The organism is Terribacillus saccharophilus (assembly GCF_002272075.1).
In the GTDB taxonomy this organism is placed as follows: Bacteria; Bacillota; Bacilli; order Bacillales; family Amphibacillaceae; genus Terribacillus; species Terribacillus saccharophilus_A.
Map to the genome: position 1 here is coordinate 21142 of NZ_NPBJ01000012.1, position 21103 is coordinate 42244.

The 21103-nt window shown below is 44.1% G+C and carries 25 protein-coding genes and 1 other annotated feature; of the genes, 5 read left to right on the plus strand and 20 right to left on the minus strand.

All coding sequences use genetic code 11. From position 1 onward, the window contains the following. Window positions 1-15 precede the first annotated feature (15 nt). The 3 genes from polX to zapA form a co-directional block, all read right to left on the minus strand. On the minus strand, window positions 16-1731 hold the full coding sequence (gene polX, locus CHH48_RS05880; RefSeq protein WP_095220188.1) for a DNA polymerase/3'-5' exonuclease PolX: 1716 nt from the start codon (window positions 1729-1731) through the stop codon (window positions 16-18). Window positions 1732-1795: 64 nt separating this feature from the next. After that, window positions 1796-2362, minus strand: a complete 567-nt coding sequence (locus tag CHH48_RS05885) for a CvpA family protein (RefSeq protein ID WP_095220187.1) — start codon at window positions 2360-2362, stop codon at window positions 1796-1798. Continuing rightward, a complete protein-coding gene (gene zapA / locus CHH48_RS05890; protein ID WP_038562093.1) occupies window positions 2355-2630 on the minus strand; it encodes a cell division protein ZapA in 276 nt (91 codons plus the stop codon). The genes CHH48_RS05885 and zapA overlap by 8 nt, the downstream gene beginning before the upstream one ends. A gap of 123 nt (window positions 2631-2753) precedes the next feature. Between zapA and rnhC the strand changes: the two genes are divergently transcribed. Next, the gene (gene rnhC, locus CHH48_RS05895) at window positions 2754-3725 is read left to right on the plus strand and encodes a ribonuclease HIII (RefSeq protein WP_095220186.1); all 972 of its coding nucleotides are present in this window, start codon (window positions 2754-2756) and stop codon (window positions 3723-3725) included. Here the strand turns inward: rnhC and CHH48_RS05900 are convergent. From CHH48_RS05900 to CHH48_RS05920, 5 genes are all read right to left on the minus strand, one after another. After that, the gene (locus CHH48_RS05900; protein ID WP_095220185.1) at window positions 3722-4027 is read right to left on the minus strand and encodes a hypothetical protein; all 306 of its coding nucleotides are present in this window, start codon (window positions 4025-4027) and stop codon (window positions 3722-3724) included. The genes rnhC and CHH48_RS05900 overlap by 4 nt on opposite strands. A 333-nt stretch (window positions 4028-4360) precedes the next feature. Further along, entirely contained in the window at window positions 4361-4702 is a 342-nt protein-coding gene (locus tag CHH48_RS05905; RefSeq protein ID WP_095220184.1) for a hypothetical protein, read from the minus strand. 264 nt (window positions 4703-4966) lie between these two features. Continuing rightward, window positions 4967-7393: a phenylalanine--tRNA ligase subunit beta gene (gene pheT, locus CHH48_RS05910; protein ID WP_095220183.1), complete on the minus strand. Its 2427-nt coding sequence runs from the start codon at window positions 7391-7393 to the stop codon at window positions 4967-4969. Between the two features lie 15 nt (window positions 7394-7408). Further along, window positions 7409-8443 carry a phenylalanine--tRNA ligase subunit alpha gene (pheS, locus tag CHH48_RS05915; protein ID WP_095220182.1) on the minus strand — a complete coding sequence of 345 codons (1035 nt, stop codon included), beginning with the start codon at window positions 8441-8443 and terminating at the stop codon, window positions 7409-7411. A 338-nt stretch (window positions 8444-8781) separates the two neighbouring features. Further along, window positions 8782-9522, minus strand: a complete 741-nt coding sequence (locus CHH48_RS05920; protein WP_095220181.1) for a TrmH family RNA methyltransferase — start codon at window positions 9520-9522, stop codon at window positions 8782-8784. A gap of 94 nt (window positions 9523-9616) precedes the next feature. Here CHH48_RS05920 and sspI point away from each other — a divergent pair, with 94 nt between their 5' ends. Then, window positions 9617-9829, plus strand: coding sequence for a small acid-soluble spore protein SspI (gene sspI, locus CHH48_RS05925; RefSeq protein WP_095220180.1), 213 nt, complete (start codon window positions 9617-9619; stop codon window positions 9827-9829). Between the two features lie 81 nt (window positions 9830-9910). Next, entirely contained in the window at window positions 9911-10528 is a 618-nt protein-coding gene (locus CHH48_RS05930; RefSeq protein WP_245840441.1) for a lytic transglycosylase domain-containing protein, read from the plus strand. A 34-nt stretch (window positions 10529-10562) separates the two neighbouring features. Here the strand turns inward: CHH48_RS05930 and CHH48_RS05935 are convergent, their stop codons facing one another. Next, window positions 10563-11642 (minus strand): M42 family metallopeptidase, encoded by a 1080-nt coding sequence (locus CHH48_RS05935; RefSeq protein ID WP_095220179.1) that lies wholly within the window; start codon window positions 11640-11642, stop codon window positions 10563-10565. Window positions 11643-11661: 19 nt separating this feature from the next. Further along, window positions 11662-12153, minus strand: a complete 492-nt coding sequence (locus tag CHH48_RS05940; protein WP_095220178.1) for a dUTP diphosphatase — start codon at window positions 12151-12153, stop codon at window positions 11662-11664. A 113-nt stretch (window positions 12154-12266) separates the two neighbouring features. Here CHH48_RS05940 and CHH48_RS05945 point away from each other — a divergent pair, with 113 nt between their 5' ends. Next, entirely contained in the window at window positions 12267-12641 is a 375-nt protein-coding gene (locus CHH48_RS05945) for a hypothetical protein (protein ID WP_095220177.1), read from the plus strand. 33 nt (window positions 12642-12674) lie between these two features. Here the strand turns inward: CHH48_RS05945 and CHH48_RS05950 are convergent, their stop codons facing one another. The 7 genes from CHH48_RS05950 to CHH48_RS05980 all read right to left on the minus strand — a co-directional run bounded on the left by CHH48_RS05950 (window position 12675) and on the right by CHH48_RS05980 (window position 15950). Next, on the minus strand, window positions 12675-13247 hold the full coding sequence (locus CHH48_RS05950) for a TVP38/TMEM64 family protein (RefSeq protein ID WP_095220176.1): 573 nt from the start codon (window positions 13245-13247) through the stop codon (window positions 12675-12677). 78 nt (window positions 13248-13325) lie between these two features. Beyond that, the gene (locus CHH48_RS05955; protein WP_095220175.1) at window positions 13326-13586 is read right to left on the minus strand and encodes a DUF1294 domain-containing protein; all 261 of its coding nucleotides are present in this window, start codon (window positions 13584-13586) and stop codon (window positions 13326-13328) included. A gap of 55 nt (window positions 13587-13641) precedes the next feature. Beyond that, window positions 13642-13998 carry a 50S ribosomal protein L20 gene (rplT, locus tag CHH48_RS05960; protein WP_038562125.1) on the minus strand — a complete coding sequence of 119 codons (357 nt, stop codon included), beginning with the start codon at window positions 13996-13998 and terminating at the stop codon, window positions 13642-13644. A gap of 39 nt (window positions 13999-14037) precedes the next feature. After that, the gene (gene rpmI, locus CHH48_RS05965) at window positions 14038-14232 is read right to left on the minus strand and encodes a 50S ribosomal protein L35 (protein ID WP_095220174.1); all 195 of its coding nucleotides are present in this window, start codon (window positions 14230-14232) and stop codon (window positions 14038-14040) included. Window positions 14233-14258: 26 nt separating this feature from the next. Continuing rightward, window positions 14259-14783, minus strand: a complete 525-nt coding sequence (gene infC / locus CHH48_RS05970) for a translation initiation factor IF-3 (RefSeq protein ID WP_038562130.1) — start codon at window positions 14781-14783, stop codon at window positions 14259-14261. A 79-nt stretch (window positions 14784-14862) separates the two neighbouring features. Next, window positions 14863-14983 (minus strand) — a sequence feature (ribosomal protein L20 leader region). Window positions 14984-15273: 290 nt separating this feature from the next. Next, entirely contained in the window at window positions 15274-15612 is a 339-nt protein-coding gene (locus tag CHH48_RS05975) for a DUF1048 domain-containing protein (protein WP_095220173.1), read from the minus strand. Further along, window positions 15609-15950: a PadR family transcriptional regulator gene (locus CHH48_RS05980; RefSeq protein ID WP_095220172.1), complete on the minus strand. Its 342-nt coding sequence runs from the start codon at window positions 15948-15950 to the stop codon at window positions 15609-15611. Before CHH48_RS05980 ends, CHH48_RS05975 begins: the two co-directional genes overlap by 4 nt. Before the next feature lie 363 nt (window positions 15951-16313). On the opposite strand from CHH48_RS05980, the gene CHH48_RS05985 reads away from it, so the two are divergent. Further along, a complete protein-coding gene (locus CHH48_RS05985; RefSeq protein ID WP_095220171.1) occupies window positions 16314-16805 on the plus strand; it encodes a DUF1648 domain-containing protein in 492 nt (163 codons plus the stop codon). A 160-nt stretch (window positions 16806-16965) separates the two neighbouring features. Here the strand turns inward: CHH48_RS05985 and thrS are convergent, their stop codons facing one another. From thrS to dnaI, 3 genes are all read right to left on the minus strand, one after another. After that, entirely contained in the window at window positions 16966-18912 is a 1947-nt protein-coding gene (gene thrS / locus CHH48_RS05990) for a threonine--tRNA ligase (RefSeq protein ID WP_095220170.1), read from the minus strand. Between the two features lie 319 nt (window positions 18913-19231). Continuing rightward, window positions 19232-20041, minus strand: a complete 810-nt coding sequence (gene ytxC / locus CHH48_RS05995; protein WP_245840442.1) for a sporulation protein YtxC — start codon at window positions 20039-20041, stop codon at window positions 19232-19234. Between the two features lie 109 nt (window positions 20042-20150). After that, window positions 20151-21086, minus strand: coding sequence for a primosomal protein DnaI (gene dnaI, locus CHH48_RS06000; RefSeq protein WP_095220168.1), 936 nt, complete (start codon window positions 21084-21086; stop codon window positions 20151-20153). Between the last annotated feature and the right edge of the window lie 17 nt (window positions 21087-21103).

Here is a 21103-nt window from a genome sequence, read left to right on the forward strand (position 1 = left end):
CCACTTTTCAAGCTGTTAGCTGCGCTGAAAAAGCTCCATTAATTGTTGCTTAGACCATGTGTTGATAACCGTCTCTGGTTTTAGCCAGCCTTTTCGTGCCATCGCCACACCGACTTCCATGAATGATAGCGTTGCATAGCTATGCGCATCGGTATTAACAGCAATTTTCACTCCGAGCTCTTGGGCTTTCTTCAAATATGTCCATGACAGATCCAGTCGGTTAGGGTTGGCGTTCAGCTCGATGACCGTACCTGTCTCAGCAGCCTTTTCGAGGAGCCAGTCAGGATCAGCCGCATAGCCGGCTCTTCTTCCGATAAGGCGGCCAGTTGGATGAGCGATGACATTGACGTTTGGATGCTCGAGCGCCGCAGTCAGACGTTCTTTGATTTGGTCAGCTGATTGCGAGAAGCTGGAATGAATTGCACCAATGACATAATCCATTTCTTGCAGGAAGTCATCGTCAAAATCCAAACGAGCATCTGGCAGGATATCCATTTCGACACCGGCGAATATATGAAAGTCCGGATATAACGCATTGATGCGCTCTATTTCTTCCCGTTGTTTCCGAAGTCGTTTCTCATCCAGTCCATTAGCCACTTTAAGATACTTAGAGTGGTCCGTGATCGCTATATAAGAGTAGCCAAGCTCTATCGCCTGTTTGGCCATCTGCTCAATCGACTGGGCACCATCACTCCAAGTTGAGTGCATATGCAAATCGCCTTGGATATCCGATAGCTGAACGAGCGGCATTTCCTGCTTGAAGCTATCCAGCTCACCCTGCGCTTCTCTTACTTCAGGCGGAATGAATGACAAACCAAAGTGTCCGAAAAATTCCTTTTCAGATTGGAAGGTTGTTAATTCCCCTGTCTCTACATTTTCAACACCGTATTCACTAATACGCTCACCACGTTTTTTCGCCAGCTGACGCAGAGCCACATTATGGTCTGCAGAACCAGTGAAATGGTGGAGCGTTGTTGCGAATGCTGCTGGTTCGATCAATCGGAAGTCTACGTTGATGTCATAGCCTTCTTCTAACGTGACAGACACTTTCGTATCGCCCTTAGCGATGACTTCTTTTAAGTTATCGATTGTAAGCAGCTGCTCCTGGACACTTTTCGGATCATTGGTTGCAATGATGAAATCCAAATCCTTCACCGTTTCCTGCATCCGCCGCAGACTCCCTGCACGGGCATACTGCTCGATACCTTCCAATGATTCCAGGAAGGACTCGATTCGTTCCGCCAAGGGCAGCATCATTGCGATTGGAATGCGTTCTGGTCTAGATCCAACATTCGCAAGGCCATCGAGAATTTTTTCTGCAGATTTCTTACCGAACCCGCTTAACGATGCGACTTTACCTGATTCGACTGCTTCTTTCAAGCTAGCTGCATCGATTACGCCTAGCTCCTGATACAGCTTGGCCAGCTTTTTCCCGCCTAAGCCAGGTAAATCAAGCAAAGGGACTAATCCTTCTGGTACTTCCTCCTGCAGCTGACGTAAAGTATCAGACTGTTCGTCTTTGATGTATTCCTCGATAACCGCTGCCGTTCCCTTACCGATACCGTTCAGTTTCGTAAAGTCCTCTATTTCATCTATGGATTGGTCATTTGCTTCCAGTGCCGCTGCAGCTTTCCGATAAGCGGACACCTTGAATGTATTTTCCCCTTTTAGCTCAAGATAAATTGCGATTGTCTCAAGCAGTTTGACTACGTCCTTTTTATTGATAGCCATACCTCTCATCCTTTCAAAACAAGGTAGAAAACCCTTGCGCACGATGCCGCAAGGGTTAAGCATTTCATCCCATCAATTCTGTGGGTAATTTATTTGCAACATGATTCAGCCATAGATCCTTGATCTCACCAGAAATATATGGTGTATGTTCCACGATCCATGCTGCGAGTATTGACCTGTCCAGCGCTTCCTGCACTGGTGTGATCGGCAGCAATACCGATAGATACAATATCACGAATACAAGCAGATAGATTTCAACAAAGCCGAGTACGCCGCCGAGTAACTTATTTACTGAGCGCAATATCGGCAAGTCTGCTATGAAATCAAGCATGGATCCGATGATATGCAGAATGATTTTCGTCGCAAAGAACAAAATTGCGAACGCGATTGCATTGTAGAAAACCTGATCGAGCGGTACTGCTCCGAATATATCAGACCAAGCGCTATCGGAAGATATATCCGGATACGGAATCCAAAGTTCAAGCTTCGGTGCGAGCTGATCATAATATATCGCTGCTACAATGAATGATACGATAAAGCTTGCTAAATGAAACAGCTGCATGATGAAGCCGCGCTTTAGGCCGACGAGAACGCCGAACAGGAGCATGGCGATAATAAGTAAATCAATCATTATCCTTTCTAGCCTCTTTCCTTGTAATAGAGCCTAGCAATTGTGCATACTCTTCTTTCAGTTTTAAATAATCGTTAGTTGTATTCACAGCCGTCAATACGGCCAGTTTCGCGGTATCAAGATTCGGATTCGCTTGATGGATCTCCGACATCTTCTGGTCGACAAGGCTTGCCACCATCCGCATGCGATGAGCTGGCTCTTGTCCGACAATTGTATAGGACCGGTTATGTATTTCCACCGTAACACGTGTTTTATCAGATTGGGACACGTTATCTCCCCTCACTTCTCTTATAATACTAGTCTTTATATTAACATGAAGGTGTCGATTTAGGAAACTATTCTGTATAGACGGACGGCGTGCTATACTAATTGTCAGATTGGAGAGATGAACGTGGGACAAATCGTTTTGCAATTGCCGCTGGACACAATCCAGCAGATGAAAGCAACATACAGCCGTGCTGAGAAACCTGCCCCTCCGGGAGCTATCTTTTCAGCAAAGACACCTAGCTGTTCCATCACAGCATACAAATCCGGAAAAGTACTTTTCCAAGGTAAATCGCCGGAAACAGAAGCAAATAAATGGGGAACTGCACCAGCTGGACAGAAAGCAGGTGTCAAAGATCACACTCATCCTGGTCATAAAGGACCTGCAGGGTTAAAACCAAGTGTTAATGATCACAGGTACGCCCCTGCTCCGGCTTTATTCACTTCTTCTCACATCGGATCGGATGAAGCCGGCACCGGTGACTTCTTCGGTCCAATTACGGTAGCGAGTGTATATGTAGATCAAAGCCAGTTCGCTCTTTTGAAAGAGCTCGGCGTCAAAGACTCCAAGCTATTGAAGGATGATGCCATTCAGCGTATTGCTAAGGACCTAATGCACGTGGAGCTTCCTTACTCCCTGCTCGTGATGCGTAATGAAAGGTACAATCAGCTCCAGCAGCGTGGCTGGTCCCAAGGGAAGATGAAAACGATGCTGCATCATCACGCCATCCAGAAACTGCTGGCCAAAATTGCCCCGACCAAGCCCGATGGAATCTTAATTGACCAGTTCCAGCTGCCATCAACGTATATCAAACACCTTGCTACAGAAGGTGAGAAGCTTCAGCAAAACGTGAGCTTTATGACGAAGGCGGAAAGCCATTCACTTGCCGTTGCAGCTGCTTCGATCATTTCCAGGGCAAGCTTTGTAAGGGAGATGGATAAACTGTCCAAACAAGCCGGCTTCACAATACCAAAAGGTGCAAGCGCTGCTGTCGATCAAGCAGCCGGTCGCCTTATCCGCACACACGGCAGACAAGCACTGCCTGTGTTTACAAAGATGCACTTCGCCAATAGCGCAAAAGCGGAGAAGTTCGTCTAACGCCCGTATCCGCGGCGGCTGTTTGACTTTCTTGTCCGAACAAGCCTGCCCGCAGGTTGTTTACGGATCCATTTGATGTATTTAGACAATTTCTCGTCCGTCCGTAAGGCTTCAATACTAGGCAGCCTTGCAGCGAGCTCCTCATTTGTATATAAGGCATGAATTTGCTTATGGCATGGTATACATACCATGGCTGTATCCAGAAATGTGCCGCCCATTTCCTTCGGGATTAGATGATGCTCTGTCAAGGTGACCTCGTCCCTGCCACAGAGCTCACATCTTCCTGTTTGGTGTCTCGCCATCTCTTATCCCCTCGCTTATTACCAGTATAGACAGGATTTATGCCTTTTAACGTTATAATTCCCGATAATAGCGCAGCGACACTTGTGTTTCTGTGAACTGACTTTTCTTTCTCTGTATACGGAAACTCTTTCTTCATAAAAAAGGATACCTAATTTATTATCTTCTTGAACAGATGCCCCTTCTACCGATGCGCCTTGCTGCTTTTGCTCTTATGTAAATGCATCCAGCATCCTTATAACATGCTGTTTAGTCCCATACAACACGAGCCGCAGGGCCTGTCATGGCTCCGCCAAATGCTCAAGGGTATCTCTATATTTATGGTTGAATTATTGTTATTGTATTTGTTTAACTTCTTCTGTATTAAAGTCAACAGTATATTCCTTTTTAACTTTTATAGTACCGTCTACGTTTTCATAAACTCTAAGAAAATACTTAGTTCCCTCTTCTTTCATGTAGTCAATTGTAAGTTTCTTTTTTTCTTTAGAACTGAGTTGATTATAGACAAGAACTTCCGCATCATCTTTTGATAAAACACCTTTTTCTTCCGCAATCTTATCACTAAGCGTAACATCACTTCCTGTATCTTCTTTATTGCTTAATTCGTCATTTGAACAACCGAATAAACTACCCGCTAAAAGACTCAAACTGAAAAGTAAACTTAAATTACTCCTCAAAAAATCACCTCTTTATATAATATCGGTTCATGTAAACTGCTCCGTTGGCTGATTAAAAGTAATATTTTATACTCTATACTTATATAATTAAGTTTATCATACGCAATTAAACTTGGTATTAATTTTCCTTTTGTCATAAGTCTTACATTGTGACCTCATTTCGCTAATGAGGTATGCTCTCTTACACTTGAAGCAAGTAGTGTGTAATTACTCTCCATAAAAAAAGGATAGCTAGAGTCTTAATGACTCTGCTACCCTTTCAACTTAACTTCTTAATTCTGCATCATGCTTTGCTTTCACATTTTCAATGATATTGTTATATGATGCTTCCACTTCTTCATCTGTCAGTGTGCGTGTTGGATCCTGGTAAAGCACTGTGTAGGCGATTGACTTCTTGCCTGCTTCCATGTGCTCGCCTTGGTACACATCAAAGATCTGAACCTGCTGAACAAGTTCTCCGCCTGCTTCTTGGATTGTACGCTGGATGTCACCTGCGTGTGCAGCTTCATCTACAGCTAGCGCAATATCTCTCGTAACAGAAGGATGACGCGGAATAGTACGGAAGCTTGGCACTTCCTCATATTGATCCATCAAATAAGCGATATCTAAATCAAACACATATGTTTCCTTAAGATCGAATGCTTTTTGAACTGTCGGGTGAAGTTGACCAACTACGCCGACAACTTTGCCGTTAAGGGAAACAGTTGCTGTACGTCCTGGGTGGTAGCCGTCGACTTGTGCCTGCTGGAATACAGGTCCAAGATCTAGCTGGGCAAAGATTCCCTCCACGATTCCTTTAGCTACATAAAAATCGACTGGCTTCTTCTCTTGCTGCCATGGCTGTTCCATCCAAGTACCAGTCAAAGCACCAGCTAGACGTGCTGTTTCGTTCGGCTGCTCTGTAATTTGTTCTTCATTGGACAGGAAAACACGGCCGAATTCGAAGTAGCCCAGATTCTCTTGCTTACGAGCCACATTATAAGAAAGTGTGTTAACTAGTTCTGGAATGATGCTAAGGCGCAAATGGCTGTGTTCTTCACTCATCGGCATTTTTAATTTAACCGGGAATACTGCCTGCTCCGACACATCTGGACTTACAAGCATTTCTGTGCGCTTTTTGCTTGTTAGCGAGTATGTGATGGTTTCCATCAGTCCAGCACCTTGCAAGTACTGCTTCAGCTGACGTTTCAAATACTGCTTTGTCGTCAATTTACCAGCGAAAGCTTCTCCTTCAGGCAATGTATAAGGAATATTATCATAGCCGTAAATACGAGCGATTTCTTCCAGCATATCTTCGAACAAACTGATGTCTCCGCGTCTTGTTGGAACAAAGACAGTGAACTGACTGTTATCTTGTTCGAAGCCGAACTGCAATTTTGTCAGGATGGACGCGATTTCTTCATCAGAAATTGTTGTACCTAAACGGTTATTCACACTTGCTGTATCAATCTTGACTTGCTTCTCTTCACGATCCAGCTCGTCGAATGCCGCAATACCTTGTGCAACCTTACCTCCAGCATACTCGGCTAGAAGACGCGCTGCATATGCTCCAGCTCGCTGCACACGATTCGGATCGATGCCTTTTTCATAGCGTGCGCTTGCTTCACTGCGCAAGTTATGGTGCTTACTGGAACGACGGATGGCACGTGCATCGAAGAAAGCAGCTTCTAGCAATACATTCTTCGTATCATCGGAAACCTCTGAGTTAGCTCCGCCCATCACACCTGCAAGAGCAATTGGCTCATTACCGTTCGTAATGACAATTTCATCGCCTTTTAATGTGCGCTCCTGATCGTCCAATGTTTGGATTTTCTCGCCCTGCTTAGCAGAACGGACGACAATTTCCTTCGTTGCCACTTTATCATAATCAAACGCGTGCAGCGGTTGTCCGTAAACGAGAAGCACATAGTTCGTAATGTCAACAACGTTGTTGATTGGACGAATGCCAGCTGCCATCAAGTAATTACGCATCCAAAGCGGTGATGGTGCAATTGTTACATCTTCAATGACAAACGCACCGTAATACGGGTTAAGCTCAGCGTCTTCCACTTTTACTGATACAAGATCAGCTGCCTTGCTGTCACTTGTCTGATACGTTTCTTCGGGCTGATTGACTTCTTTGCCAAGGATGGCTGCTACTTCATAAGCAACTCCAAGCATGCTCATTGCATCAGCACGGTTTGGCGTTAAACCAAGCTCTAAAATAACATCATCCAAGTTAAGCAATTCTGCTACTGGAGTACCCACTTCCGTGTCTTCCGGGAAAACGAAAATACCATCTGTAACATCCTTCGGCACGAATTTTTCATCGATACCCAGTTCTTGCAACGAGCAGACCATGCCATGCGATTCCACGCCGCGCAGTTTTGCTTTTTTGATTTTCACGCCGCCTGGAAGACGCGCTCCTGGAAGTGCCGCAGCAATCTTTTGCCCTTGGGCGATATTCGGTGCACCGCAGATAATTTGATATGTTTCTGTGCCAACATTGATTTGGCAAAGATTCAATTTGTCTGCATTCGGATGCTGTTCACAGCTCTCCACATAGCCGACGACAACATTTGTGCTTTCTGGTGCTACGCGTTCGATACTTTCTACTTCAATTCCGGAGCGTGTGATTTTTTCTGCCAGCTCCTCCGGCGTAATATTATCTATGTCTACATATTGCTTCAGCCAATTCAAAGATACATACATCGTTTTTGCCTCCCGTTATGCCTTATGGTATTGCGATAGGAATCGTACATCATTTGTATAGAAGTGACGGATATCATCGACACCGTACTTGAGCATCGCAATCCGTTCAACACCCATACCGAATGCGAAACCAGAATATTCTTCCGGATCATAGCCGCTCATACGAAGGACGTTGGAATGCACCATACCAGCACCGAGGATTTCGATCCAGCCAGTATGCTTACATACGTTACAGCCTTTACCGTCACAAACCTTACATGTTACATCGACCTCAACAGATGGCTCTGTGAACGGGAAGAAGCTTGGACGCAGACGGATCTCACGGTCGGCTCCGAACAGCTTGCGAGAGAATTCAAGCAGAACACCTTTTAAGTCACTCATGCGAACATTTTTGTCGACTAGCAGACCCTCAATTTGGGTGAACTGATGCGAATGTGTTGCGTCATCTGTATCACGGCGGTACACAATACCTGGGCAGATCATTTTAATAGCCTTATTACCGTCGTATTCACGCATTGTACGAGCTTGAACTGGAGAAGTCTGTGTGCGCAAAAGCAAGTGATCTGTAACATAGAAGCTGTCCTGCATATCTCGTGCAGGGTGGTCCTGCGGCAAGTTAAGTGCTTCAAAGTTGAAATAATCAGTTTCCACTTCTGGACCTTCTTTAATTTCAAATCCCATGCCGAGGAAAAGATCTTCCACTTCTTCAATGATACTAGTCAAAAGATGCGGACCGCCTGCTTTAACTGGGCGCCCTGGCAATGTGACATCGATCGCCTCTTTTTGCAGCTGTTCATTCAGTGCTGCTTCTTCCAGCAAATTCTTTTTGTTATCCAAAGCAGTCGCGATTGCCTCACGGACTTTGTTTGCCAATTCACCGATAACCGGACGTTCTTCTGGAGAAAGTTTTCCCATGCCGCGAAGTACTTCAGTGATTGGACCTTTTTTCCCTAAATAAGCGACGCGCACATCCTGCAAACTCTGCAGATTGTCTGATGACTGTACTTTCTCGATGGCTTCTGCTTGTAATGCTTCGAGCTTTTCTCTCATGCTTTTGCCTCCTATGATTTTTGAGCATAAAAAAAGCCCCTCCCTCCGAAAAGGGACGAGCTTTCATTCGCGGTACCACCCTTGTTGGTATACATGTATACCCAACTTGAAGCTTGATAACGGATTTAGCAATCCGGATACACCTTTACTTGTCATCGACAAGGTCCCGGTGCCTGCTCCAGAGTGAAGGTTCATCCGCTGCCGCAACCGGCATGCTCTCAGTCTATAGGCATGCCTTCCTGTTGTTGCGATCCGCAGGGATTACTGACTCTTTCCACGCATCTCAATATTAATCTTGTTTCATTATAGAAAATCCCGGCACTTCTTGCAACCCGCTTTTACCTATTTACCGTGTGATACAGCAAAATACCTGTAGCAATACTCACATTCAGTGATTCTGCTTTCCCGAAAATAGGGATTTTTACGGCCATATCGCTCTGGGCAATCAGCCGTTTGTCGATTCCTGCTCCTTCATTGCCGACAAGCAGTGCTGTTTTTTTCGGTGCAGTCAAATCCCGATAATCGACAGCACCTTCTAATGCTGCTGCCCATACGGTATATCCGTTTTCTTGCAGTTCCGGCAATAGAAGCTCCAAATCGGCAGTTAAAACAGGTAAATGGAAGATAGAGCCTTGTGTCGCGCGGATAACCTTGTCATTAAACCGATCCGCAGATCCCTCCCCTAAGTAGACAGCATCGTAACCGGCTGCATCTGCCGTGCGGATGATTGTACCTAAATTACCTGGATCCTGGACAGCATCCAGCATGAGGATACGATTGTGACGCTTAAGCTTCTTGTCCTGCATCTGTACAACCGCCGCAATTCCTTGCGGTGTTTCCGTCTCTGTGATGGCTTTAAAAACATGGTCCGATACACGTATCGGCTCCAATTCCGACGCCCATTCCGGATGTTCTGTTTCCTCGCGCAATATGAGCTGGTCAATCGTCCAGCCAGCTTTAATCGCTTCTTCTACAAGATGGAATCCTTCTACCAGGAAGGTATTCGATTTTGTCCGTTCCTTTTTTCGTTTCAATTTCTGCCACTGTTTCACTTGGGCATTTTGAGTTGATGTGATCAACGCACGTTCACTTCCTCTTTCTTGACATATCCTCTATCATACATAGTTTTACGAACAGCGGTCAAACTATAAAAAAGAAAAGAGGTGCTCATGCATGGATTTAGATATCCGCCGTGCCATCTTGGCCAACATTAAGGACAATAATGAAGAACAGCTGCAAGCAACGATTACAGATTCCATCGATGGTAGAGAAGTTCTTCTGCCTGGATTGGGAGTGTTATTCGAACTGATTTGGAAAAACGCCAGCGATCAGGAGAAACATGAAATGGTCGATACATTAGCTAAGGGCGTCCAAACACAAGGGTAAAACACCGCTGAAATAGGTCTTGTACCCCTGGTTCTTTTGAGCTACAATTGGACTAACAATATGTGACAGGAGATATGTTTTTTGGATACATCTTATCTACTTTCCACACTTAGTCCGACGATGCTCGCTACTTATCAGCAACGGGCAGCCTTTTCAGCGACCACAAATTCCAGTCAGTCTTTCAGCAATCTGCTCCAGCAGACAATGAATACCGGTTCTTCGGTTAGACTCAACCCTTATGTAGCGCTCAGTTCCATGACACAAACTCAAAGCGTTCCTTTGGTTCCGTCTGTTACAGATAGCACTCCCGAAAGTTCTGGTAATAAGACAATTGATGGTATCATTTCTGATGCTGCTTCTAGATACAGTGTCGACGAAAAGCTCATTCGTTCTGTTATTCAGATGGAATCGAACTTTGATCCATTAGCTGAAAGTGGTGTAGGTGCACAAGGTCTTATGCAGCTTATGCCAGCTACAGCAGCTGGACTCGGCGTGACGAACAGCTTTGATCCGGAGCAAAACGTGATGGCAGGCACGAAATACTTGAAACAGATGCTGGACCGCTACAATGGCAACACCAGCCTGGCTTTGGCAGCATACAATGCTGGCCCGGGTAATGTCGATAAATATAACGGCATCCCCCCATTCAATGAAACGACGAATTATGTCCAAAAGATAATGGGCAGCTACCTAGCATAAAAAACCAGCTTCCGCTTGGAAGCTGGTTTTTTATTTAGCTATACGTAATTTTCTCGACTGTTTCTTTATCCAATTTCTGAATAACTGCAGTCAATAGTTTTACTGTATTATCATAATCATCTTCATGCAGCATGGCCGCATGTGTATGGATATAGCGCGTCGGAATTCCAATTGTCAAAGCAGGGACACCATCGCCAGTCAGATGAATGCTGCCCGCATCCGTCGCTCCGCCTTTGATCGTATCGTACTGATAAGGAATGTTTAGTTCCTCTGCTGTTTCGATTACAAGATCACGCAAGCCTTTATGGGCGATATGCGCAGCATCATATAAAACAATCTGCGGTCCAGCACCTAGCTTGCCTGTTGCTTCTCTGTCACTGATGCCAGGTGTATCACCTGCGATACCTGTATCAACTGCAAAAGCGATGTCCGGTCCAATTTTATTGGCAGAAGTAGTAGCACCCCGTCTTCTTACTTCTTCCTGGACAGTACCAACACCATATACTGTTGCTTCTTTGTCGGTATCATGCAAGTTCTTCAAAATATCGATTGCTACTGCACAGCCAATGCGATTATCCCATGCTTTTGCCAGAAGAAGTTTTTCGTTCTTCATCTTCGTGAATTCGAAATAAGGTACAACCGAATCACCTGGACGAACGCCGAATTCTTCCGCTTCTTCCTTGCTGCTTGCACCAATATCGATGAACATTTCTTCGATAGAAGCAGGTTTTTTCCTTTTCTCAAGTGATAATAGATGCGGCGGTTTGGAACCGATGATGCCGACAAGCTCGCCCTTCCTTGTATGGACAGTTACACGCTGCGCCAGCATGACTTGACTCCACCAGCCGCCGAGTGTCTGGAAATACAGATAGCCATTCGCATCGATACGTGTAACCATAAAGCCAATTTCATCAAGGTGACCGGCAACCATCACTTTCGGACCATCTTTCTTACTGCCTTTTTGCATGGCAATTAAACTGCCGAGATTATCAGTCGTTATCTCATCAGCAAATGGAGAGATATACTCGTGCATTACCTTGCGGACACCAGCTTCATCTCCTGAAACACCTGGTGCATCAGTCAAACTTTTCAGCATTTTTAATTTGTCATTCATATATGTATTCCTCCTCCGTTTAATAGCCTTCATCCTGTCTTGTATGATTCACTTCGTTTTTCTGCTGATAGGCCTTTAGAATCGAGGCTTCATTGAAGCCAAGCTGTTGACCTAGCTGCAGGAAGCTTTGGAAAAGCGTGACATACGTTTCCTGTACTGGTTCGTTATAAAAAGCTCCGATGCTGCGGTACAGTTCCAAAAATGAATCGGTTTGATCGATTCCGTTATGCGTTAGCGGACTAGACGTATATGTAAGACCTTTATCAAGTCCGACTGACAGAATGAAATGCAGGCCGTCCACATATTCCTCTAGTATGACACTTTTTTCACTCGGGCCTTTTCTGCTCCAGAATTTAAAACAGCGGGTCTCATTAGCCAATTCACCTATTTCGACCTGAAGTGCTAATATTTTTTTACGGAAAAGATCATCACGATTTGCTGCTGATTCAAGATTGTCTTCGATGTAGGTATCCAGCTCGCGCTGTTTATTGAATAGATATTCGTAATCCATATATAAGACTCCTTCTTGCGTTATTCCTATGTAGTGAGGGTATAGTAAAACGGATGAAACTTCTTCTTTAGCGTAATCGTATCTATACAAAAAGTAAAGGAGGCCTGCTCGCTATGAAGATTCTTTTTCTCCTTTTGCTTGCAGGTGCGGCGATTCTTTTGTTCTACACCGTCATGAAAGCAAGGAAGAACCAAGCCAATAATCCGTCACTCCTCGATGCAGAGGAAGTAGAATACCGTGAGCAGTACGATCACCATTTTTCATTAAGCTATCGCGGCTATCGGATGATTGGTAAGAAGTATTTGCAGCCAAGGGAAGACCGCTTTGAAGTAACCAAAGTTGTTATGAATGCTGTACAGCCGGATCGATTATCCGGATTTTCCAGAAATGATTTATATAAGATGGAAGAATGCATTTTAAGCCATTTCCCTTATGCTTCTATTGAATGGAAGCATCCGATAAAAGAGCTTGTCCTCACAGAAATATGATAAAGCACTGGAGCTTATAGAAGCGCCAGTGTTTTATGCACTTTCTTTAAAAAATTCTTCCCATTTGATCGTAAATTCCTTTTTCCGCATCAGATATATACAGACCAGCAGGACTACTAATACACCCGCTATCGCTGCTGGCGGCAAGTAGCGCAGCCATGTTCCAGCAAAAGAATAGGCTGCAGCAAGCGGGATACTCGATAGAATCGAGGCCTTCCCATATGATCTCCAACTGCGGTTATTTTCCATCAAGCAGACGCTTAAGATGTGGAAGTGAATAAAAGGTACTAGCCGCATCAAGGCGACTTGCCCCGTTGTAAAGCTCGTGTGCCTGCCAATCAGCTTTTGTTTCAGCATGAGAATCCTGTTAGCCGACCGAGGAAAACGCTGGGCGATACCATAGAACAGCATACTGGATGCGGTAATACCGATAATGGACAAAATCGTACCAGCTACAGCACCGAATAGGATTCCACCTGAAATACATAAGAAAACGACAGGCAGAAATAAAGCTGGTCGAAGCAGGTACAGGAGGACGAACAAAAGCGGGGCAAACAATCCCCCTGTTGCGACGACCGTCAACATACTCACGCCAACCTGGTCCATTGCTGCTCACTCCCTCTTAGATGTCTCTAATATATATGACAGGAGACGAGCCTTTATGACAAGCACACAGCATTTATCTTACAGCAAATAAAGAATCAGCAGGACATGCATGACGACAAGGCATGGAAAGCCGATAACAAACGCGGTATGCTTTGTTTTATGTCGGAATGCCTGCATCCCGAGCCAACCGCCCATTGCGCCGCCAATGATTGCTGTAATCCATAGCCTTCGTTCACTTATACGCCACGCGTGCTCCTTTGCTCTTTGCTTATCTATTCCCATCCAGCTGAACAGCAGGATATTGACAACCAGCAGATACAGACTAATGAGCAGCTCCATATTCCTACCCCTTTCTATACAAAAAGCCGCTATCAAAGGATAGCGGCTTTTTGGCTTATTTCAATGCGTCTTTTGCTTTAGTAGCAAGTTGCGCGAATGCTTTTTCGTCAGAGATTGCAAGCTCTGAAAGCATTTTGCGGTTTACTTCGATACCAGCAAGTTTAAGACCGTGCATCAAACGGCTGTAAGAAAGTTCGTTCATACGTGCAGCAGCATTGATACGTGCGATCCAAAGTTTACGGAAGTCACGTTTTTTCTGTCTGCGGTCACGGTATGCATACTGACCGGATTTGATTACTTGTTGTTTTGCAACTTTGAATAGTGCGTGTTTCGCACCATAATAACCTTTAGCTAACTTAAGAACGCGTTTACGACGCTGACGCGTTACTGTTCCACCTTTTACACGTGGCATAGTATTCCCTCCTATAGGACAAAAAAATCTTTAATTTTATTATTTAGGTAGCATTTGTTTGATACGTTTAAGATCACCAGCAGAAACAAGTGAATCTTTACGAAGTTTACGTTTCTGTTTAGTAGATTTATTAGCAGCCAAGTGGCTTGTGTAACCGTGGTTACGAACTACTTTTCCAGTACCTGTTTTCTTAAAACGTTTAGCGGACCCTTTGTGGGTTTTCATTTTTGGCATCGTATTTCCTCCTTATATCCTTCGGCTTACTGTTTCTCAGCTATAGGAGCAAGCATTAGGAACATGCTGCGGCCTTCCATTTTCGGTTTCATTTCAACCGTTGCAACATCCTTGCACTCTCCAGCTAGCTTTTCGAGAACTTCTTGGCCTAATTCTTTATGCGTAATGGCACGTCCGCGGAAACGAACAGAAGCCTTTACTTTATCGCCTTTTTCAAGAAACTTACGCGCGTTGCGAAGCTTCGTATGGAAGTCATGATCCTCGATACCCGGGCTCAAACGAACTTCTTTTACGTTGATTATTTTCTGGTTCTTACGCGCTTCTTTTTCTTTCTTCTGTTGCTCGAAGCGGAATTTACCATAATCCATAATCCGGCACACGGGTGGTTTTGCGTTTGCAGCCACAAGCACCAAATCAAGATTTCTTGTTTGTGCGATTTCTAATGCTTCTTGACGGGATTTTACGCCAAGCTGGTCACCGTTTGAATCAATGAGTCGAACCTCACGTGCGCGAATTTTCTCATTGATATTCGTATCTTTGCTAATAATCATCCACCTCCAGGATATTTTGGGAAACTTATGATCGGGGACAAGATATCCGCCGCTTATCAGTTAAACATGGTTGTAAAAAAGCATAAAAAAAATGCCGGTACGCATACGGCACCCACATTTGTCCTAGAACACTGTTTTCGTACCTGCCAACTGCCAAGCGGCGTCAATCAGGTGAGAAGTGGGTACTTCTGCTTGTCTCAGATCACATATTTATTTCACTTTTACAATCTTATCATAGCTGATTAATGCTGTCAATCATATTGAAGCCCAGTAATCCTGCTCAATTAATGTAACATATTCTTTCTATGCTGACAACCTCTCGAATTAAAATAATACATAGAGAATAGTTATTCCCCAAATGAATCGCATGTAAACCAATGGTGATAAATATTTACCAATACAGCTTGATACACTCAAAACTGACTAACGGGAGCGAACCCGCACCATATTTTCCGGTTAGCCCCGTTAGAGTAAATAAAGAGATACGCATCTAACCACGATTCACTTTATTGTTTAACTTTATGCGATACTTATCTCTCCAAGTTGGAGAGTCTTTAACTAATTCGTCGCAGAACGCAGCCGTATCCTTTCCGGTAAGATCTGTGACTTTCTTGCCTTCTGCTGCACCCTCTTCAAAAAGGTCGAGAACACCTCGAAAAATACGATTGATTTCATTCCAATCAGAAAGACCATAAGAAACCCACATATATTCTTTCATAGCATTGTAAGCAGTGTGGTATTCACTTGGAAGCGCCTTTGCTCGCATCTCCATCTCTTTCCATTCCCGCTTATCAGCTATATTTCCAATGATTTTTTCAATAATACTCATGTTATCTCTCCTTTATTATGATTAGTTTTGAGTTCATTGATTTTGCTTGAGACAAATTCCCATTTATCCCAAAAAACTCTCAGATGTTCTTCCCCTGCAGCGTTAAGCGTATAAAACTTTCTCGGCGGTCCTTTAGTCGATGACTTTTTCTCAATGTCCACGAGATCATTTTTCTCAAGCCTCATTGTAATGGTGTAAACTGTGCCTTCAACTACATCAGTGAAGCCAAGCTGTCGCAGCTGCTGCGTGATTTCATAACCGTATGTTTCTCCGCGACTGATAATCTCAAGCACGCAACCCTCAAGCACCCCTTTCAGCATTTCAGTTATATTTTCCAATAATCTCTCTCCCATATATATACTGTTTAATGTGAAATAACCGGTATTCAGTAATACTAACTACCGGTATATAGTAATACATATTAGTGTTGATTGTCAACAATACAATTAACGATCAAACATAAACAGTTTAAAAGATACAAAATTCAAGACGGTCGATATAAGGATCTCGTCTTACAAAAAATAAACCTCTCAAACTCTAGTGGATGACAGGTTTTATTCTTATTATTTATGCAGGATACATGTCGCTGTGTATTTGCAATGAAGTTATTTCATCAGTTTCTATCCTTTATTAAAAGAATAATTCAGACGAAACGTTTACTCCATCAGAATCGTATGTAAACAAAGGGACGTGATAAACAAATGCCAAAACAGCTCAACATACCAAAAACTCGCAGCGAAAAAGTCTGGGATATCATCGGAATCGGCGGCTATATTGCTACAGTCGTTTTTTTGATCATAATCTGGCGGCACCTTCCCGAACAAGTGCCTCTCCACATGGGGCTGACCGGACACGTCGATGACTGGGCAGCAAAAGAAAGCATGCTTCTCCTTCCGGCTCTCAGTATACCTATGTTCACAATCATGCACCTATTGGGCAAATATCCTCATATACACAATTACCCGAAACGACTGAATGACGAAAACGCGGCAGCATTTTATCAACTTAGCCGAAAAATGCTTAATAAGGTGAAGAATATTTGTGTACTGATCTTTTGCTTCATTGAATTGGAATTCAGTATGATCGCTTTAGGCTGGATAAATGATGGTCAGGGCTGGACATTGATAGTTATATTGCTCGCTGTGTTTTATCCTATTGTGGAGGGTATGATGAAGCAGCGTAAAATAAAATGATCTCTTTCTGGCATGTCGGGAAGTGTCTTGGCCAAATGAAAAGCCATCCCTTGTAACCACAGCGTTCTTGAAAACATAAATCCTTTTGCTTTATGTCTCTTCATCTACCTCAGCAAACAAAAAATCCTTTCACCACTTTAGTGATGAAAGGATTTTTATGTTATTTACGCAATACGCGCTTCGCTACTTCTTCTTTAATTTCTGCAACGAAAGCTTTCAGATCTTTCGTTTCGGATTGTTTTTCTCCGTAACGGCGGATGTTTACGGCTTGGTCGCTCACTTCCTGATCCCCTACAACAATCTGGAACGGAATCTTCTGTACTTGTGCTTCACGAATTTTATAGCCGATCTTCTCTTCGCGCTCGTCCACTTGTACACGAATACCTTCCATACGAAGTGTATCTTCCACTTGGCGTGCATAATCCATATGTGCTTCAGGAGAAACCGGAATGATTTTTGCTTGGACTGGTGCAAGCCATGTTGGGAAGGCACCTTTGTATTCTTCGATCAAGAAGGCAACGAAACGTTCCATTGTCGATACTACACCACGGTGGATAACGACTGGACGATGTTCTTTACCATCTTCGCCAATGTAAGTCAGGTCAAAGCGTTCTGGCAAGTGGAAGTCCAATTGAACAGTGGACAATGTCTCATCTTTACCAAGAGCAGTTTTCACCTGAACGTCTAGCTTCGGACCGTAGAATGCTGCTTCGCCTTCTGCCTCTACATAATCAAGTTCAAGATCTTCCATTGTTTCTTTCAGCATCGCTTGTGCTTTGTCCCACATTGCATCATTATCAACATATTTTTCTTTGTCTTCAGGATCACGGTAAGAAAGACGGAAAGAATAGTCGTCGATACCGAAGTCTTTGTAAACAGCTTGTACAAGTTGGACAACACGGATGAACTCATCTTTCAATTGATCTGGACGTGCGAAAATATGTGCATCATTCAATGTCATCGCGCGAACCCGCTGCAAGCCAGCAAGGGCACCAGACATTTCATGACGGTGCATCGTACCAAGCTCTGCAATACGGATAGGCAGGCTGCGGTAGCTATGCAATTCATTTTTGTACACCATCATATGGTGCGGACAGTTCATCGGACGAAGCACAAGGTCTTCATTGTCCATTTCCATCGGCGGGAACATATCATCTTTATAATGGTCCCAGTGTCCGCTAGTTTTATAAAGGTCTACACTGCCTAATACTGGAGTATAAACGTGATCATAGCCAAGTCTTTCTTCCAAGTCGACGATGTAGCGTTCGATTGTACGACGGATAGTTGCACCTTTTGGTAGCCAAAGCGGCAGACCTTGTCCGACCTTCTGAGAAACTGTGAACAATTCCAGCTCTTTTCCTAATTTACGGTGGTCACGCTCTTTTGCTTCCTCGAGCATTTTCAAGTGGTGATCCAGCTCGCCTTTTTTCTCGAAAGCAGTACCGTAAATACGCTGAAGCATTTGGTTTTTGCTATCGCCTCTCCAGTAGGCTCCGGAAATGCTAAGCAGCTTAAACACTTTAATTTTGCCTGTAGATGGTACGTGGATACCGCGGCAAAGGTCGAAGAATTCCCCTTGCTCATAGATTGTTACATCTTGGTCTTCCGGAATCGCATCGATCAATTCCAATTTCAACTTATCACCAATTTCAGAGAACATCGCTTTCGCTTCATCACGGCTGACAACCTTACGGACAATCGGAAGGTTGGCATCAACGATTCGCTGCATCTCTTTTTCGATCTTCGGCAGATCCTCTGGTGTGATGCTAGCCTCAAGATCCATATCATAGTAGAAGCCATTCTCGATTACTGGACCTACTCCGAACTGCACATTGCCATACAGACGTTTTACTGCTTGTGCAAGCAAATGTGCAGCAGAGTGACGCATAATTTCCACGCCTTGTTCCTGCTTAAGTGTGACTATTTCGATTGCACCGCCATTTGGAAGCGGTGTGCGCAGATCATATGCAACGCCGTCAATATTAACTGCGATTGCCTGCTTTTTCAAACCTGATGAAATGGAACCAGCAATATCCTCGCCAGTTGTTCCAGCAGGAAACTCTTTTTTTGCTCCATCTGGGAAAATGATTTCTAATACTTCTGCCATTGTTCTTTCCTCCTAAATATAAAAAGCCCGTCCCTTTGCACAAAGTTTGTGCAAAGGGACGAGCGTTAGTCTCGTGGTTCCACCCTAATTCCCGGTAAATATACCGGCTCAAGAATCAGTAACGTCGATTAAACGCCGCCGGTTTTCTTTCGTCCCCCGACAGAGCTGTAAAAGGTGGTAACAGCAAAGCGTATGCAGGAAGCTTCCAGCCTAGGCTCCCCTCTCTTACATGCAAACGGATTTCACTATCATGTCCTTTATTGTCGCTTCTTCATATAAGGTAAGTATAAGCGCTGATTCGGGAAAATGCAAGGACATGCTAATAACGGGAGAAAGGAAATTGATGTAAGGGAAGGTATGCGGCTCTTTCCTGAAAAACATTAATGACAGTCAGCGTCTTCGGTTCAGATGGGTAGTCACCATACAAGTAAATTCGCCGTGGCGACATGGCAATCAAAGGCGTCAGATTTTTCTCCTGTTTCCCTATACCAGCCAAAAAAAGCGGTTCTTCATCAGCAAGCTTCGTAATCTCCTCAGCGGAATAGCATGTTCCGTCTTCTTTGTAAAAGGAGAAGTCACGCCCTTGTATAACATGGATTTCGTCAGTTCCCATCGGCTTTTTACCAACGTATTCTCGCAGAGATTCCACATACAGCTGATATTCTTCTTCATGCTTATATTCATCTAACGCATGACCGACTACATCCATCAATGCTTCCCTGTATGCAGTACTGCGAAATTGGATGACGGCATCGTAGAAAATCCTGATGTGCTTGGCAGCAATCTCTTGAAAAATTTGTGTAATTTGCTGTCGGGGCAAACTCGGTTCTTTTTCTTCTTCATACATATCTCCGACGAGAATCGTATGCGTCAATTCTGCTATACGCTTTATCGCTTCCTCATCCTTATAATAATAGACTTCTTTAACGATTTGCTCGATCCATTCTGTCTCTCGGTGATGAAGAAATGTTTCTACTAAGGCGATTGCAATCCGCCGGTGATAGCCATCATGAATCGTCGCTTCATAGCCCCAGCGATCATCTTCATCTACATACACCTGTTTTGTTCCATCCAGTAAAGCCAGGCACGAACAGAATGTATCCATCTCTTTTTTTGATTTGATAAACACTTTACGCAATATCAACCACCCTCGCCACTATCAACTGTTACATTATATGGGCGGAGAATGGAATTATGAGCCTAAAAAAAAGACAAGCCGATTTTCAGCTTGTCTTTTCTTAATCGTTTCTTCTATTTTTCCCGAACAACGGCACCTCATTGGCGACACGCTTAATGCGCTCCATGATCCTGCCTGCTTTCACTCGTTCCACATCACCGCGATTGGTCGTGGCAATCTGCTGCTCCAGCTGGGCAATTGAATAGTTGGATGTAAAGAAGACCGGCAGCCTTTCCATCATACGATAATGAAGGATGGAACCGAGTATCTCATCTCTGAACCATGCCGATTGGGATTCGGCGCCCATATCGTCGAGCATGAGTACTGGTGTCTTCTTGAACAGCTCCACTTTTTCATTGACCGAGTCATCTTTCATAGAAGCTTTCATTTCTCTTACAAATTCCGGCATATAGATAAGCATGCTGGAAATGTTTCTCTCGGCCAAATAGTTAGCAATGGCACCGAGGAAATACGTTTTACCAACGCCGAACGGTCCATAGAAATATAGCCCTTTTTCTGGGATGGTATCTCCTGTCTGCTGCAGGAACTGCAATGTCTTCAAAATCGCTTGCTGGCGTTCTGAATCGCCATGATCAAGCATTTCTGTAGACGCCTCCAGTATATCCTTCGGCATGTACAGGCTGTTGATTCGTGATTCCTGCTTCTGCCGTTCTTCCTGCTGAAGTCGGGTATGGCATTTATCATATGCAAGCCGAATGACATTACCTTCTACCTCAATAGTTGGAGTATAGCCATTAAGGATATTCCGGCATTCTCCAAGTGATGGGCAGTCGCGGCATTGCTTTGATTGTGTTGTATATTCGAATAGACGCATCATATTTCGCTGGATATCCTGTTCCGTCAGCTGCGGATTTGCTTCCAAGACCGCTTTGACTTCTGGATTCTGCCTCACTTGCTGCTGCATGCGTTCAAAGTTCTCTTTAAAATTATTATTTTCCTGCATCCATTTCCGCAAGGATGCTTGAATCGGTTCCATACGTGCACCCCCTTCCT

Bases quoted from the DNA above. Each gene is read 5' to 3' on its own strand.
- polX (WP_095220188.1), bottom strand. From the start codon at position 1,731: ATGGCTATCAATAAAAAGGACGTAGTCAAACTGCTTGAGACAATCGCA.
- CHH48_RS05885 (WP_095220187.1), bottom strand. From the start codon at position 2,362: ATGATTGATTTACTTATTATCGCCATGCTCCTGTTCGGCGTTCTCGTC.
- CHH48_RS05900 (WP_095220185.1), bottom strand. From the start codon at position 4,027: ATGGCGAGACACCAAACAGGAAGATGTGAGCTCTGTGGCAGGGACGAG.
- pheT (WP_095220183.1), bottom strand. From the start codon at position 7,393: ATGTATGTATCTTTGAATTGGCTGAAGCAATATGTAGACATAGATAAT.
- pheS (WP_095220182.1), bottom strand. From the start codon at position 8,443: ATGAGAGAAAAGCTCGAAGCATTACAAGCAGAAGCCATCGAGAAAGTA.
- sspI (WP_095220180.1), top strand. From the start codon at position 9,617: ATGGATTTAGATATCCGCCGTGCCATCTTGGCCAACATTAAGGACAAT.
- CHH48_RS05935 (WP_095220179.1), bottom strand. From the start codon at position 11,642: ATGAATGACAAATTAAAAATGCTGAAAAGTTTGACTGATGCACCAGGT.
- CHH48_RS05940 (WP_095220178.1), bottom strand. From the start codon at position 12,153: ATGGATTACGAATATCTATTCAATAAACAGCGCGAGCTGGATACCTAC.
- CHH48_RS05945 (WP_095220177.1), top strand. From the start codon at position 12,267: ATGAAGATTCTTTTTCTCCTTTTGCTTGCAGGTGCGGCGATTCTTTTG.
- CHH48_RS05950 (WP_095220176.1), bottom strand. From the start codon at position 13,247: ATGGACCAGGTTGGCGTGAGTATGTTGACGGTCGTCGCAACAGGGGGA.
- CHH48_RS05955 (WP_095220175.1), bottom strand. From the start codon at position 13,586: ATGGAGCTGCTCATTAGTCTGTATCTGCTGGTTGTCAATATCCTGCTG.
- rplT (WP_038562125.1), bottom strand. From the start codon at position 13,998: ATGCCACGTGTAAAAGGTGGAACAGTAACGCGTCAGCGTCGTAAACGC.
- rpmI (WP_095220174.1), bottom strand. From the start codon at position 14,232: ATGCCAAAAATGAAAACCCACAAAGGGTCCGCTAAACGTTTTAAGAAA.
- infC (WP_038562130.1), bottom strand. From the start codon at position 14,783: ATGATTATTAGCAAAGATACGAATATCAATGAGAAAATTCGCGCACGT.
- CHH48_RS05975 (WP_095220173.1), bottom strand. From the start codon at position 15,612: ATGAGTATTATTGAAAAAATCATTGGAAATATAGCTGATAAGCGGGAA.
- CHH48_RS05985 (WP_095220171.1), top strand. From the start codon at position 16,314: ATGCCAAAACAGCTCAACATACCAAAAACTCGCAGCGAAAAAGTCTGG.
- thrS (WP_095220170.1), bottom strand. From the start codon at position 18,912: ATGGCAGAAGTATTAGAAATCATTTTCCCAGATGGAGCAAAAAAAGAG.
- dnaI (WP_095220168.1), bottom strand. From the start codon at position 21,086: ATGGAACCGATTCAAGCATCCTTGCGGAAATGGATGCAGGAAAATAAT.